Here is a 13769-nt window from a genome sequence, read left to right as displayed (position 1 = left end):
CTAGCGTTGTGGATATTTTAACCGTAAGTGAGTCTGCATTACATGATCAAGCAATCCAAAAGACAACAGGAAATCATGAAAGTACTGCAGGTTCGCAAGTCTTGCAGTGTTATTGAACTTGCGGAGCAACTTGATGTCTCAGATGAAACCATCCGCCGCGATATTCGGCATATGGCTTCCACTGGCGCGGTCGAAAAAATACATGGTGGGGTGATGCTCCCTCATAATTCGGCCGAACCCCCTTTTCTGAGCCGGCTGCAGGAACAACGTGAAGAAAAACAACGCATTGCCAAGCTGACAACCAGCTTCATAAAAGATGGAGAGACCCTGTTAATCGATAATGGCAGTACGTCATGCTATATTGCTAAAGAACTGATTACTCACAGAAACCTCACAATTGTCACGAACTCCACCGAAGTCGCACGCGAGCTCTGCTCGCGTAACAACAACCGTGTTTTTATGGCTGGCGGCGAAATCCGTTCAGACGACAGCGCAGCCTATGGCCCAACTGCTATCGAATTTGCAAGGCAGTTCACTACACATAAAGCGATCCTATCCATGGGTTCTGTCCATGCACAACAAGGCTACTTGGATTTTGACTTGGCAGAAGCAGAATTCAAACGCGCAATTCTGCCTCAAGCGGAACAGATTATTGTCGTCGCTGATCACACAAAATTCAACAAATCAGGCACAGTAAGGGTCGCAGACTTTACTTCCGTTGATAAACTTGTAACCGATCAGATGCCGCCAGCAGACCTTGTTGAGTCTATCGGCAGCAACCGAATTTTTGTTGCACCCTAAAGTGTTGCAAACACTTTGCGCTCAAGCCAGTTTCTAACTTCCAGATGGCGGATATCGGAATTGAGAACATCGTCATCGATACCCAACTGCCAGCGCAGGTCACTTCGCCCGGGATCACTATGAAGGTCCTGCAACCTGTCAATAAAGACTTCTGCCTCGGCGACAGAGGCAAAATTTCCCTGCGCCGTTAGCCCCTCTTTACGCCAGCGGCACAGGCTTGCAATTTCGTGCAAATCATACTCAGGATGATACTGAACGGCCCAAAAGCTCCCTCCTCTGAAGGTCACATCGACGGCCTGTACTGCGGAAAAATTATTGGAAGCCAGTACAACGGCACCAGGCGAACATGCGTTATTTCATCCTGATGACTTGTGAATCCATCAAACACGGATCGCTTGCCCGCATACATCGGATGTCCTCGACCGGCGTCATTCAGTGCAATCTTACGCGCAACACCGAACTCTCGCCCGCGCGGGCTCGGCGCGCATCGACCACCGGCAGCAGTTACAGCCATTTGTGCGGCCCAGCAACTGCCAAACATGGGAACTTGTGCCTCATAAGCTGCTTGGGCAAAGGCAATCTGACGCTGCACCTGTGGGTCTTTATCATCATGGATGGTCAGACTGGACCCGGTCCAGACAATTCCATCCACATCGGCAAGCGCTACACCGCCGGGTAATTCACAATCCTCATCCGCAGGGTATAAAACCGTCGGCTCACATTTACTGCTTACCGCTTTCAGACGTTTGGCGTAAAGTTCCCCAGCCAGCGTTCCTTGATGATCTGCCAGCAACTTCCTGTGGTCCTTAGGGTATCCATCAAGGACCAGTATCTTATAAGAATGACTACTCATGTGCGACTTTCAGCCCCTAAATCAAGATGGGCGCTTGTCGCCACCAATGGTCACCCGGCGCATCAAACGTTTATATTGAACATAGTCATTCATTGCATAATGTTGCGTGCAACGATTATCCCACATCGCGATTGAGCGATCTTCCCATCTGAAACGACAGGCGAATTCTGGCTGCGTTGAAAAATCATAGAGATATTGCAGGATTGGGGCGCTTTCTTTTTCCGTCATCCCCTTAATGCGGATCGTGAACATCGGATTGACAAAAATGGATTTTCGCCCCGATACGTCGTGAGTTCTGATCAGGGGATGTTCAACTTCCGCTGTCACAGCATCCGAATACTTGTATTTAAGGGAATGCTTCCCTTCATATTTTTCTGCGGTTGTACGCGGATCAAAAGCGACTTTCGCGGAATGCACCGCAACCAGTCCATCCAGCAACTCCTTCATTCCGTCGGACAAATGATCATAGGCCTTTTCCATGCTTGCCCACATGGTGTCTCCCCCAACGGGCGGGGTTTCGATACCGTAAAGCATGGTGATCATGCTGGGCTTTTCAAAAAACGTATTATCCGTATGCCAGCCGGTACCAAAGGAGGCTCCCTCGCCGGCAGGTTTTAACACCTCAATCAACTCCGGATGATCGTTGGAACCTTCAACAATTGGATGCACTTCTGGCGTCCCAAAACGCCGGGCAACATCCAGTTGATTTTCAGGAGATAAATCCTGATCGCGAAAGAAGATAACCGAATTATCAACAAGCGCGTCATGAACATCCTGAAACTGTTCGTCTGAGAGTGGTTTTGAGAAATCAACACCATGGATATAGGCGCCCAGTGCGCTTGCCATTGGCTCAACTTCGATGGTTGAATATGTCATTATTTTTCCTCGCTACGGCAAATCCGGACAAAATTTCTGGCAAAAAGCCTGTTAAAACAGGTAATACAAGACCCGAAATTTCATTAGGTCCAATTTTGAATATTAATTAATACCAGAAAGTTGTTCTTCCATTAACCGGGCCAATAATTCAAGCCCTGGCCTGATTTGGTCGGTGGCGATTGAAGAAAAACCCAGTCGCATGAAATTCCGGTTCTTTTCTGGTTTCATAAAATGAGGGCTTCCCGGCTCGATCAGCAAGCCTTGGTCACGCGCTTTTATTGCCAGCTGGTCCGCATCGAGTTTTGCCGGCCCCTGCAACCAGACACTTGTATTGATACAATTTGACATTGTATCCATTTTCGCAAAAATTGTATCGATACAATCCGACATCACCTCCGCCCGCTCTGAATAAATACGACTTAATTTCCGCAAATAGCTCTCATGATAGCCAAGGGCGATAAACAGCGAAGTTGTCCGCTGGTTATTGCTGGGGACATGGCGCAACATAAGCCGTCTTAGGGAGCGCAATTCCGAAATCAAAGTGGGACTGGCGACAATATATCCAAGCCTTAAACCGGGAAACATGGATTTTGAAAGGCTGCCAAGATAGATCACACGACCGCCATTATCCTGCGCTTTAAGTGCTGGTGACTGGCCATCCAAACCATTGAAATCACATTCGAAATCATCTTCGATAATGATACGATCCTTGGAGTTGGCAAATTCCAGAAGTTTCTTCTGACGCTCCGCGCTCATCACGACATTGGTTGGCGACTGGCAACTGGGGGTCACAAACAAATAATCACAGTCGCGGCAATCAGCGCCTATTATCGCCCCTTCCTGATCCAGCTTCAATGCCTTCAGATGGGCTCCGTGAAGTGCAAAGATATTTCGAGCATCCGGATAACCGGGGTCCTCAACGGCCACACATGTCTTTTTCCCAAACAGCAAATAGGCCAATAAAAACAAGGCATTCTGTGCGCCGGCCGTAATCAGGATCTCGCTATCATCTGCGAAAATTCCGCGCCGTGGCAGTAATTTGCTCTTAATCTGCTCCACCAGTGCCGGGTCATCTTGCGATATGGCATCGTTGGCCCAACTGCGCATGGAAAGTTCACTCATGGCCTGGCGGGAGCATTCTCGCCAGGCTGCAAGCGGAAAAAGAGAAGGGTCGGGTTGCCCATAAACAAAGGGGTATTGATATGCCTGCCAATCGTAGGGCTTGGTGATGTTTCGTTGCGTCGAAGGGGTCAAAGCAAAGCGCGCAGACCAATCAACGGCTTCCCCTGCGGCAACGCTATCAAGACCACCGGAGCCCCTCAATGAGCTGGTTTTATTTTCCTTGGGCGGAGCCTGAAAATCATCCGCAACAAAATAGCCTGATCGATCTTTGGCAATCAGAAAGCCATCTTCGACCAGCTTTTCATAGACGAGAACAACCGTAGTTCGCGAGAGCCCGTTTTTACGGGCAATTTCCCGACTGGATGGCAAGGCCGTGCCGCTGGCAAGCTTGCCCGTTACAATCGCTGCCACAAAATGGGTGCGAAGCTGTTCCTGCAGGCTGACGGGGGCATTGCGATCAATGGGTATGAACATTCAAACACACCTTCATCGCAACGCCCATTTTACCCTCAGATGATTTCGAAGTAGCGTTGCATTTCCCAGTCAGTAATTGCTTTGCGAAACTCTCTCTCTTCCCAGTCGCGCGTAATCGCGTAGTGATCGACAAAGGCATCCCCAAAAATTTCCCGTGCTGCTTCAGATTTCCGAAGACGCTCGGCAGCCTCTCCCAATGTACGAGGCAGCGCCAATTCCTCAGGAAATTCACGATCATAAGCGCTTCCTACGATTCCTTCGGTAGGCTCGACCTTATTTTCAATTCCCCAAAGTCCAGATCCGAGTGCAGCAGCAATCGCGAGGTAAGAGTTCATATCAGCCGCCGCTATGCGATATTCCACGCGCTGAGATTTTGCATCGCCGGGAATAGCACGAAGTGCACAGGTCCGATTTTCGACCCCCCAACTCGCTTCAGTCGGGGCCCAAAAGCCCGGAATCAAACGTGTATAACTATTGATTGTTGGTGAGACCATTGCCAGAAGTTCGGGCATCAATTTTTGCTGGCCACCAATAAAATGCCTCATGGCATCACTCATGTTATCGGGTTTGCCTTCCTCATAAAAGACGCTCCCACCATCCTGTGATTGCAAAGACATGTGAATATGTCCGCTTTGCCCGGGATAATCAGGGGACCATTTCGCCATAAAGGTCGCCATCATATCATTCTTCTGAGCGAGGACTTTCGTAAACGTCTTGAACAAAGCCCCCTTGTCTGCTGCGCTAAGCGCATCGTCATATGCAATAGCTGCTTCCAGAACGCCGGGCCCGGTTTCCGTATGCAAACCTTCAACAGGCATATCCATAAGCAAACATAATTCGAGCAGCTGCTCATAAAATTCAGACTCCGTCGAAGCCCGCAGCATTGAATATCCAAAAAAACCGGGCGTAAAATTCTCAAGATCCTTGTAATTTTTCTCCCGTGCCGATTTCGGTGTTTCGTTAAAGAGGAAAAATTCATACTCGCAGGCGGCGGTTGGCAAATATCCCATATCTTTGGCTTTCGCGATCACCCGCTTCAGAGTGCCGCGTGGACACACGCTTTCTGCCCGATCTCCAAACTCAAGCAGAAACAGCAACATGTTGTCTTCCATGGGTAAATCACGGCAACTATTTACAACAACAGTCACCTTGGCATCAGGATATCCTGTTTTCCAGCCTGTGTAGCTTTCCTGATCATATAGCTGGTCATTAACGTCCCAACCCAACACAACGTCACAAAAACCAAATCCCTTGTCCAGGATACTGAAGAATTTTGCCTTGCTCAGATATTTTCCCCGCATGACACCATCAACGTCAAAAATACCAACTTTTACATATTCAAGGCCCCGCTCCTCGACTATTTTTTTTGCGTCTTCGACAGTTTTAACATCTCTGGCTTCCATTATTCTCTACCTGTTGAAATATCATTTATTGGAAAAATTTTTTGCTAGAGTAGCTGTTTATGGGAAAAGCTCAAGAGAACAGTTTAAAATGCGGAAATTTCGAACCTGATCCACGCATTGAATTCACAAATCCCCACAAAAAATAGCAAATGCGGCCAAATATTTGGAAAAACTGTTGTAGCTACCACTTTAAAGGATCGTCTTTTGGGTCTGCGCGGCAATAGCTTCCTCCTCATCCAGAGGGTCAGTTAAGCGCGGCAAAAGCACTCGTACTGTAGTTCCTACACCGAGGGTACTTTGCAACGAGATTTCCCCACCATGCAGCTCAACCAGTGCCTTGGTAATGGACAGCCCAAGCCCTGTTCCTTCAAACCGTTTGCTCAATGTGTTATCAGCCTGCTTAAAGGGGTCAAATATGGTTTTCTGATCAGATTCAGATATCCCAATTCCGTTATCGGCTACCACAATTTCAAAATGATCATCCACGTCGGTGATGGACAGAGATATTTTTGAATCGCCTACTGTAAACTTGACCGCATTTGTTAACAGGTTCAGAAGGATTTTACGAAAGGCGCTCGCATCCACAGTCACAATTTTCAGTTCATCGGAGATTTCAACATCGAGCGTATATGCTTTGTCCTTAAACCGTCCTTCAAGTAATTTGAGACAGGTATCCACCTCAGATTGCAAGTGCAGTTCGCGCGGCTGAATTCGATAATTCCCCGATTCCGTCTTGGCTATTTCGAGAATCTCATTGATCAACCCCAGTAAATGGCGGGCACTGGTGTTAATGTCATCCACATATTCCTGATATTGCGGCGCCCCAAGTGGCCCAAAAATCCCCTGTCGAATGAGATCCGAAAATCCAATAATTGCGTTCAATGGCGTTCGCAATTCATGGCTCATATTTGAGAGAAACTGCGTTTTCGATACATTGGCCTGTTCGGCTACATTTTTGGCAATTCGCAATTGCGTTTCGATTTTCTTTTGATCCTGAATATCAAAATTCAAAGAGACAAAATCAACAAGACTGCTTGCAAATCTTATTTTTTCTTCGCTCCAGCGATACTCTTCATTAATTACTGCAAAATGCACGAAGCCCCTTGCGGTTCCATACCGCCTAACGGGAATGATCAGTAAAGCCGTCGATACGTTTAGGTCGAACCAGAGTTTGGCGACATTTTGCAGGATTTCTTCCGTTTGGATATTTTCGCAATGATAGGGGAAACCCTGATCAAAAATCTCGTCCAGTTCCGGGTAGGCATCCAGATCAAAGGAAACACCTACTTTGGTCGAAATTTCGGTTTTTTCGAAACAGGCCACATTCTGCATATAGCGTGTTTCTTCGTTAAATTCCCAAAGACCAATTTCCGAAACCCGCAATGTACTGGTGGCGTATTTGGCAATTTTTGCAAATGCTTCTTCAGTTTCCAGATCAAAGAGGGTTGGGCCCTGCCCCAAATCTCTGATCGCCTTTTCATACTGCTGAAGAATTTTCTTTTCTTTCAAATAGTCGTTTATGCCTTGATCAATCAGCCGTTTCATCCGCAGCGCCCGCAAGCCGATGAACACCATCAAAACAAAAAGACACACAAAAATTATGGAGAGGCTTTTGACAACATTTAAGACCAAGTCTGTCGATGAAAATTTTGGATGCCAGACCGCCCAAGCAGATTTATCTTGCTCAATAAAATTCGGAAACTGATAGCGAGCCACTTTTTCATCGATTGCATCAGGATTATCTAAGAGGCTGATTTTTGGAAACGAATATTGCGAAGCCAGTTCAATAAAGTATGCCTCGTCCATTTTCCGGGTCAGGACAATTAGAAACCGCTTGTCAGTCGCAATCCTGCCCACATCGCGATCAAGGCTTACATTATCAGATTGCAACACAGCTGCGGCAATGAGGTAAAGAATACCGTCATTCTTTTTAAGAAAGAATGATTGAACTTTTTCGCGATCCCCTTCAACAAAATCAGCCCTGATTGAATCAAGTGCAGGCCTTATATTTGGGAATTCCTCAAGCAAGTCGGCCCCATGCCCATCCCCGGCAACTGCGGAGAAAATAGTCTGGTTTTCAGTGTCAAGAACATAGCTTGCACTCAGTTCATAAAGGTCAACCAGATATGACCCTACATTATCATCGGCCCAGCCAGGGTTCAGATTGATAACCAGATTTTCGACCGCCGCATCCCAGTAAGTGACGTCGAAAACATTGCTGCGCATCTCTTTTCGCTGTTCACGAATAACGGCTGCAAAAAATTTTTCAGAATTTCTGATTTCTGTTTCATTCTGAATTTGCGCACTTTGCCAGACGCCATAAACAAGAACCCCAAATGACACCACAACAAATATGAACAGTGGTATCACCAGTTCCTGAATTCGGCTACGCACTTTGGTCTGTGCAAAAAGCAGGTTTTCTTCCAGCATTAATCCAACAAACTATTTAATCACAGTTGAACCAGTTAAACACTCTTAAAGCGGCTAGACATCTGCCAGGCAATTCAGCCAAACCGACGGTGATGTGGTTGTTAGTCCATCAAACCACTTTTCGTTTGAGCAATTCCGTATCGTTCTGCAAAAGCCCAGAAACCATGGATTTGTATATATCCACAATTTGCGACTGCTTGATCGGGCCATCCGGACGATACCACACCCCCACACTGGTCATCATTCCAATGATCATTTTCGTCGCAATTCGAAAATCCAGATACCCCCAGTCACCTTCCTTGTATCCCCATTCAAGAATGGATAGCAGTTGGTTTTCATAACGATCCCGCAGTTTTACGATTTTACGATAATTTTCAGGCTCGAGACTTCTAAGTTCACTTGTGCTGATCTGAACTTCACGCCGACGATCGCTATGGAATATCACGTGGCACTCAACAAATGACATTAAGGCGGCAGTAGGATTCTCCGCCCCTTTCAACTTATCCTGTAATTCTTCGAGAAGCTCGTTCAAAACAAGGCTTAGAACACTAAACAGAAGTTCCTGCTTGTTTGCAAAGTGATTATAGATTGAACCTGCCTGAATGCCAGCATCCGCTGCCAATTCACGCAAGGTCATACCGGCATATCCCTGCTTATACAGTCGCTGCAATCCCGCCAACTGCAGGGCGCGCAATGTATCTTTCGCATTTGATCCTGTTTTTCTTGCCAATTCCCCACCCCTTTTCAAGGAGTGTACAAGAATTTTTTCTTCATTAACAGATCATTAAATGCGGCGCAGCTAATTGAGGCGGTAAAATTGAAGTCAAATTCAGCTACTTCAATTTTACCGCTAGTGGGTGCTAAAGCTTGATCCCAAGGCCTTCTGCAGCTTTGGTCAGCATATTCTGCGTCTGATCATTACCGCTGGTATATTCTTTCTGAGTCGACGGATCAGAAATAGCTTCCCAGTTTTCCGCAATTTTCTCAGGCGTCTGATCTTCTTCGCTAAGCCACATACCACCTGTCTCGTAGACGATTGAGCGAGCATAAGTGCCTGCACCAGCCGTCAGAATTGTCCGGTTGGGACCATTTTCAGATACCAGATACAACAAAGCTGGTGTCACAGATTCTGGCTTTAGAAGTTCCAGAAGGTTTTCAGGCATGAGATCTTCGGTCATACGTGTCGCCGCGCAAGGGGACAGGGCATTTACCCGAATGCCATATTTACCCCCCTCAAGAACAAGCGTATTCATCAACCCGATGACGCCCATTTTGGCAGCCCCATAGTTGGTCTGGCCAAAATTGCCATAAAGTCCACTTGAAGAGGTTGTCATCACGATGCGACCGTAATTCTGCTCCCGCATTAAAGGCCATACCGCTTTAGTGCAGTTTACAGCACCCATTAAATGGACATCCACGACAAAGCTGAAATCAGGTAAATCAACGTTATTGAATGACCTGTCACGCAATACGCCTGCATTATTGACAAGAATGTCGACGCTTCCCCATTTGGCTTTGGCCTCGTCAACCATAGCCTGCACCTGAGCGAAGTTGGTAACATCCGCGCCATTTGCGATCGCTTCACCGCCAGCTTTTTCAATTTCAGCCACAACTGCTTTCGCTGCATCACTGGATGCCCCACTACCATCGCGGGATCCACCAAGATCATTTACCACCACTTTTGCGCCGCGGGCTGCCAGTTCTATCGCATGACATCGACCGAGACCATTTCCAGCGCCAGTAACAATGGCCACACGGCCATCAAAACGGATAGTCATAGTTACTCCTGTATTTAAAAAATATTATGCGGCTTCCGCCAAAAATGTCATTCCAAGCCATTCAGCAATCAACGCCGGAGCTTTTTCACCTTTGATTTCAAGGGTGACTTCGGATGTCACAAGAATTTGCCCGGGGCGTTTTTCAACAACTTCCAGCACCTTGCTTTTTACGCGGACTTCCTGATCCACTTTCACAGGGTTTAGAAATCTCAGTTTATTCAGTCCATAGTTCACACCCATCGCCACATTTTCCGGCTTGGGTGTAATTTGTGGCGCCAAATGTGCCAGCAGGCTCAGGCTTAAAAAGCCATGCGCGATTGTAGTTCCAAACGGCGTTTTTTTTGCGGCTTCCGGATCCACATGAATAAACTGGAAGTCTCCAGTTGCCTCAGCGAATTTATTTATACGGTCCTGATCTATTTTCATCCATTCGCCAGGTCCATATTCTGTGCCTGCAGATGCCAGAAACTCTTCTTTGGAAATTGTACCAGTCATGGTCTCCCCTTCGGTTTTGCTTGTTATTTTTATTCAACTAGCAAGATAGACAGTTTCCAGTGTCAGAAAAAGAGCAAAAAACAGTTTTCTTGACTGACAAAGAAGTTACACTCGCCCGCGTCAATACAGGGAGGCAAATGCAGCATATGTCCGATAGGGAATATCTTGACCGAGAATACAACAATCAGGCAAAAGTGAAAAATTTCAAGAATTACGTGGGGGAATGGCGGGCACTCAGCGCAACCGCACGCAGTGAAATTCCCAATGTAAAGGTGCTAACCTATGATCAAAAGTCCGGCCAGAAACTTGATCTGATATTCCCACTTGAGGGTGTCACCGAAAGCCTGCCGGTGCAGGTCTTTTTCCATGGGGGATACTGGAAAGCACTGGACAGGGAGCTGTTTTATTTTGTTGCACGTTCCTTCGCCGACTATGGAATAGCAACAGCTGTCGTCGATTATGAACTGATTCCCACAATTCAAATGCCTGAATTGATACGTCAATGCAGGGAATCCATCGCTTTCTTGTACAGACAATCGGAGCGCTTGGGACTGGATAACGCAAATATTCACTGCTTTGGACATTCTGCAGGAGGGCATATCAGCGCCATGTGCCTTGCGACCGACTGGAGCCAATTTGCAGCAGATTTACCCGATCAAATATTGCAATCAGCAACAGGGATCAGTGGTCTTTATGATCTCGAACCGATTTCAAACTGCTTTTTGCAGGACGATTTGCATTTATCAAATGAGGATGTAAGTGAGCTCAGTCCTGCATATCTGGACGCTCCCGCCAACGGCCAAATGCAGATAATTGTCGGAAGTGAAGAAGGACCAGAATATGCAAAGCAAAGCGAAAGCCTTTACCGTAAATGGGAACCCATATCGCTTAGCCCGATCAACATGAACCCCTATAATCATTTCACCATCATGTCTGCCTTCGCTGATCCCACATCGGCACCCGCCCAAATGGTTCGACAGGTCATCGGTTCGCCAGAGGAAGGGGTAAGATCATGACAAAGCAGCATAAGGTTCTGGTTACGCGGCAATTCCCACCTGCAGTCATGAAACGCTTGCAGGACAGCTTTGAAATCATCAGGAATGAAGACGATCACCACATGGCAGCGGATGAAATCCTGTCACTTGCCAGCGATGTTAGCGCGATTATGTGCGATCCAACCAATATTTTTGACGCAAAGCTGATTTCAAAGTTGCCAGAGAGCATTGGACTGATCACAACTTTTTCAGTGGGATATGACCATCTGGATGCTCAAGCAGCCCGTGAAAAAGGCATATTGCTCGGTAATACCCCTGATGTGCTCACAGACGCAACAGCAGACATTGCCCTCTTATGTATGCTGGGGGCAGCGCGGCAGGCAACGTCCGCCGCCAAGACACTCAGAGACGGGAAATGGGGTCGCTGGTCGTCGACAGAGTTTCTGGGCGTCCATATGAGCGGAAAAAGTTTGGGTATTCTTGGTATGGGCAGAATTGGACAGGCTGTTGCCCGCCGTGCCCGTGGCTTTGACATGAATATTCATTATCATAACAGGCGGCCTGTAACCGCCGAAGGCCTGGAAGAGGCCACCTATCATGAAACACTTGAGCAGATGCTCAAACACTGTCAATTTTTATCCATAAATTGTCCCCTCACACCAGAAACACATCATCTGATTGATGAGGCGCGTATAAACCTGCTTCCAGACAATGCGGTTATTGTGAATACCGCACGCGGCCCTGTTGTCGATGATTCAGCGCTGATAGACGCGCTTAAATCTGGCAAAGTGGCAGCGGCTGGTCTGGATGTTTTTGAAAATGAGCCAAATCTTGATCCACGCTATCTAGAGCTCGATAACGTATTTTTACTGCCGCATATCGGCAGTGCAACCTTTGAGACACGTGATGCGATGGGGTTTAAATGCTGTGATAATCTTGATGCTTTTTTCAGCGGCAAGCCCCTGCCCAATCCCATTTCTATTTAACGGGCTAGGACCATCTTTCCGTTACTTGTGACTTTGTAATGATCCAGCGCGCCGAATTCATTTTTCATCCGCCAGGATAGCATTTTCTGCGCATAATCCAGAAGGACAGCCTGATAATCAGGCTCTTCAGCCAGATTATGCAACTCTTCAGGATCATTGCGCAGGTCAAACAACAAGGGGGGCAGGTTCACACAATGGACATATTTGAAACTGTCATCCCGGCAGACAAGCAAACTGCATTCATCATGGGCGAGCCCAAGCGCCTTTTCAGGGATAGCCAGCTCTATGTCCCTGAAATCAAACAGCCAGTATACAGCGTCACGCCATTTGGATGGTGTATCCCCTTTGAGCCAAGGCAATAGGGATGCACCATCACATTGCAAGGGAATATCCTGTCCCATCACCTGCAGGATCGTTGGCATGATATCGACAGACTCAGTAAATGCAGTGACCACGCCCGGCTTCTGCCCCGTCTGAGTAGGTGCTTGATAATCAGAGGGATGTGAAAACTTTGATCATAAAATCCAAGTTTACCAAACAGGTGATGATCACCAAGTTGCTCCCCATGATCAGCAGTGACCACAATCAGGGTATTATCCAACTGCCCTCTCTGCTCAAGAGCATCCAAAAGCCGCCCCACATTTGCATCCACTTCACTGACCAGCGCTGAGTAAGTCGCACGTATCTGCCGGACGGCCTGCAAATCCAGATCGCGAGCGAGCCCGTCTCCGGTCATAAAAAATGTGGATTGCTCAATATGTCCGAGTGCGAAACCAAGTAGCGGATGCTTTCCCTCCAGCGAGGTCGGATCACCAAAATCAATCGGTTCAGGCATATGTGCCGGGTCATACATGTCATGATATTCAGGGGTCGCAATAAAAGGAGGATGAGGCCGCAAGTAGCTGACATGGCAAAAAAACGGATCGCCAAACTGGCTGTTTACAAAGTCAATCGCCCGGTTGGTGAGCCAGGCCGTCTCGCTATCTGCTGCGCTAAAACGAGCTGGTGCATAAGTTATGTGCCGATCCGCTGGCAGAGTGAAATCTGGGTCCGGATTATAAATTTCGTAACCCGCTTGGCGAACATCATAACCTTTGGACATCAGATCAGCGAGCCAGGGTTTGCTGGCTTCGTTCAGACGCGCGCCCACAAAATACCCATCGAGAACCCCTTCGTATGTTTTCAAATCAGGATCGTTGGGATGCTTTTGCCGGGGATCCGCCGTAATATCCGTATAGCCAAACAATGTCGGCTCATACCCGCCTTTGCGCGCTTCTTTCGCCAGATTTGTAAAGGACACGCTTAAAGGTGATCCGTTGCTGATCGCGCGGTGATTACTTGGGTAAAGCCCTGTATGCAAGGTTGCACGGGAGGGGCCGCACGGTGCAGAGCAGGTATAGTGATTTTGGAACACTGTGCCTAAAGCTGCCAATCGATCCAGATTGGGAGTTTCAACGAAATCGCTGCCATTTGCACCCAACCAGTCATATCGCCACTGATCAATCGTGATAAACAATACATTCATGTTGCTATGCCCATCTGGTGCTTGCATGTTT

Annotated in this window: 14 protein-coding genes; 3 read left to right on the top strand and 11 right to left on the bottom strand. The window is 47.4% G+C overall.

All coding sequences use genetic code 11. From position 1 onward, the window contains the following. Window positions 1-42 precede the first annotated feature (42 nt). Window positions 43-801: a DeoR/GlpR family DNA-binding transcription regulator gene (locus JCM23214_RS13940; RefSeq protein WP_037493614.1), complete on the top strand. Its 759-nt coding sequence runs from the start codon at window positions 43-45 to the stop codon at window positions 799-801. On the opposite strand, the gene JCM23214_RS22690 is transcribed toward JCM23214_RS13940, so the two are convergent. The 9 genes from JCM23214_RS22690 to JCM23214_RS13900 all read right to left on the bottom strand — a co-directional run bounded on the left by JCM23214_RS22690 (window position 798) and on the right by JCM23214_RS13900 (window position 10232). Then, on the bottom strand, window positions 798-1088 hold the full coding sequence (locus JCM23214_RS22690) for a hypothetical protein (RefSeq protein WP_051548184.1): 291 nt from the start codon (window positions 1086-1088) through the stop codon (window positions 798-800). The two genes, JCM23214_RS13940 and JCM23214_RS22690, sit on opposite strands and share 4 nt — an antisense overlap. After that, entirely contained in the window at window positions 1085-1654 is a 570-nt protein-coding gene (locus JCM23214_RS22685) for a glutamine amidotransferase-related protein (protein WP_148301899.1), read from the bottom strand. Before JCM23214_RS22685 ends, JCM23214_RS22690 begins: the two co-directional genes overlap by 4 nt. Window positions 1655-1675: 21 nt before the next feature. Beyond that, window positions 1676-2530 carry a TauD/TfdA dioxygenase family protein gene (locus JCM23214_RS13930; protein WP_037493612.1) on the bottom strand — a complete coding sequence of 285 codons (855 nt, stop codon included), beginning with the start codon at window positions 2528-2530 and terminating at the stop codon, window positions 1676-1678. Between the two features lie 102 nt (window positions 2531-2632). Next, complete coding sequence (gene pdxR, locus JCM23214_RS13925) at window positions 2633-4126, bottom strand: MocR-like pyridoxine biosynthesis transcription factor PdxR (RefSeq protein ID WP_025899477.1); 1494 nt, start codon at window positions 4124-4126, stop codon at window positions 2633-2635. A 35-nt stretch (window positions 4127-4161) separates the two neighbouring features. After that, window positions 4162-5529, bottom strand: coding sequence for a glutamine synthetase family protein (locus JCM23214_RS13920; RefSeq protein ID WP_025899476.1), 1368 nt, complete (start codon window positions 5527-5529; stop codon window positions 4162-4164). 189 nt (window positions 5530-5718) lie between these two features. Next, window positions 5719-7959: a sensor histidine kinase gene (locus tag JCM23214_RS22680; RefSeq protein WP_025899475.1), complete on the bottom strand. Its 2241-nt coding sequence runs from the start codon at window positions 7957-7959 to the stop codon at window positions 5719-5721. A 109-nt stretch (window positions 7960-8068) separates the two neighbouring features. Then, window positions 8069-8689: a TetR/AcrR family transcriptional regulator gene (locus JCM23214_RS13910; protein WP_025899474.1), complete on the bottom strand. Its 621-nt coding sequence runs from the start codon at window positions 8687-8689 to the stop codon at window positions 8069-8071. Window positions 8690-8819: 130 nt separating this feature from the next. Beyond that, the gene (locus JCM23214_RS13905; protein ID WP_025899473.1) at window positions 8820-9737 is read right to left on the bottom strand and encodes an SDR family NAD(P)-dependent oxidoreductase; all 918 of its coding nucleotides are present in this window, start codon (window positions 9735-9737) and stop codon (window positions 8820-8822) included. 24 nt (window positions 9738-9761) lie between these two features. Further along, window positions 9762-10232: a MaoC family dehydratase gene (locus JCM23214_RS13900; protein WP_025899472.1), complete on the bottom strand. Its 471-nt coding sequence runs from the start codon at window positions 10230-10232 to the stop codon at window positions 9762-9764. A gap of 89 nt (window positions 10233-10321) precedes the next feature. Between JCM23214_RS13900 and JCM23214_RS13895 the strand changes: the two genes are divergently transcribed. Both JCM23214_RS13895 and JCM23214_RS13890 read left to right on the top strand, forming a co-directional pair. Continuing rightward, window positions 10322-11248, top strand: a complete 927-nt coding sequence (locus JCM23214_RS13895; RefSeq protein WP_025899471.1) for an alpha/beta hydrolase — start codon at window positions 10322-10324, stop codon at window positions 11246-11248. Next, window positions 11245-12213, top strand: a complete 969-nt coding sequence (locus tag JCM23214_RS13890) for a 2-hydroxyacid dehydrogenase (RefSeq protein WP_025899470.1) — start codon at window positions 11245-11247, stop codon at window positions 12211-12213. The genes JCM23214_RS13895 and JCM23214_RS13890 overlap by 4 nt, the downstream gene beginning before the upstream one ends. Here JCM23214_RS13890 and JCM23214_RS22675 read toward each other — a convergent pair. Together JCM23214_RS22675 and JCM23214_RS20955 are read right to left on the bottom strand one after the other, a co-directional pair. Further along, on the bottom strand, window positions 12210-12635 hold the full coding sequence (locus JCM23214_RS22675; RefSeq protein WP_084264834.1) for a sulfatase/phosphatase domain-containing protein: 426 nt from the start codon (window positions 12633-12635) through the stop codon (window positions 12210-12212). The genes JCM23214_RS13890 and JCM23214_RS22675 overlap by 4 nt on opposite strands. Next, window positions 12614-13765, bottom strand: a complete 1152-nt coding sequence (locus JCM23214_RS20955; protein ID WP_148301898.1) for a sulfatase-like hydrolase/transferase — start codon at window positions 13763-13765, stop codon at window positions 12614-12616. The genes JCM23214_RS22675 and JCM23214_RS20955 overlap by 22 nt, the downstream gene beginning before the upstream one ends. Window positions 13766-13769 lie beyond the last annotated feature (4 nt).

The organism is Sneathiella glossodoripedis JCM 23214, from assembly GCF_000616095.1.
Classification (GTDB): Bacteria; Pseudomonadota; Alphaproteobacteria; order Sneathiellales; family Sneathiellaceae; genus Sneathiella; species Sneathiella glossodoripedis.
This window is presented reverse-complemented; position numbering and strand designations above follow the sequence as displayed.

Coding starts and splice junctions, on each gene's coding strand:
- JCM23214_RS13920 (WP_025899476.1), bottom strand. CDS start 5,529: ATGGAAGCCAGAGATGTTAAAACTGTCGAAGACGCAAAAAAAATAGTC.
- JCM23214_RS13930 (WP_037493612.1), bottom strand. CDS start 2,530: ATGACATATTCAACCATCGAAGTTGAGCCAATGGCAAGCGCACTGGGC.
- JCM23214_RS22675 (WP_084264834.1), bottom strand. CDS start 12,635: ATGCCAACGATCCTGCAGGTGATGGGACAGGATATTCCCTTGCAATGT.
- JCM23214_RS20955 (WP_148301898.1), bottom strand. CDS start 13,765: ATGCAAGCACCAGATGGGCATAGCAACATGAATGTATTGTTTATCACG.
- JCM23214_RS22680 (WP_025899475.1), bottom strand. CDS start 7,959: ATGCTGGAAGAAAACCTGCTTTTTGCACAGACCAAAGTGCGTAGCCGA.
- JCM23214_RS22685 (WP_148301899.1), bottom strand. CDS start 1,654: ATGAGTAGTCATTCTTATAAGATACTGGTCCTTGATGGATACCCTAAG.
- pdxR (WP_025899477.1), bottom strand. CDS start 4,126: ATGTTCATACCCATTGATCGCAATGCCCCCGTCAGCCTGCAGGAACAG.
- JCM23214_RS13890 (WP_025899470.1), top strand. CDS start 11,245: ATGACAAAGCAGCATAAGGTTCTGGTTACGCGGCAATTCCCACCTGCA.
- JCM23214_RS13900 (WP_025899472.1), bottom strand. CDS start 10,232: ATGACTGGTACAATTTCCAAAGAAGAGTTTCTGGCATCTGCAGGCACA.
- JCM23214_RS13905 (WP_025899473.1), bottom strand. CDS start 9,737: ATGACTATCCGTTTTGATGGCCGTGTGGCCATTGTTACTGGCGCTGGA.
- JCM23214_RS13940 (WP_037493614.1), top strand. CDS start 43: ATGATCAAGCAATCCAAAAGACAACAGGAAATCATGAAAGTACTGCAG.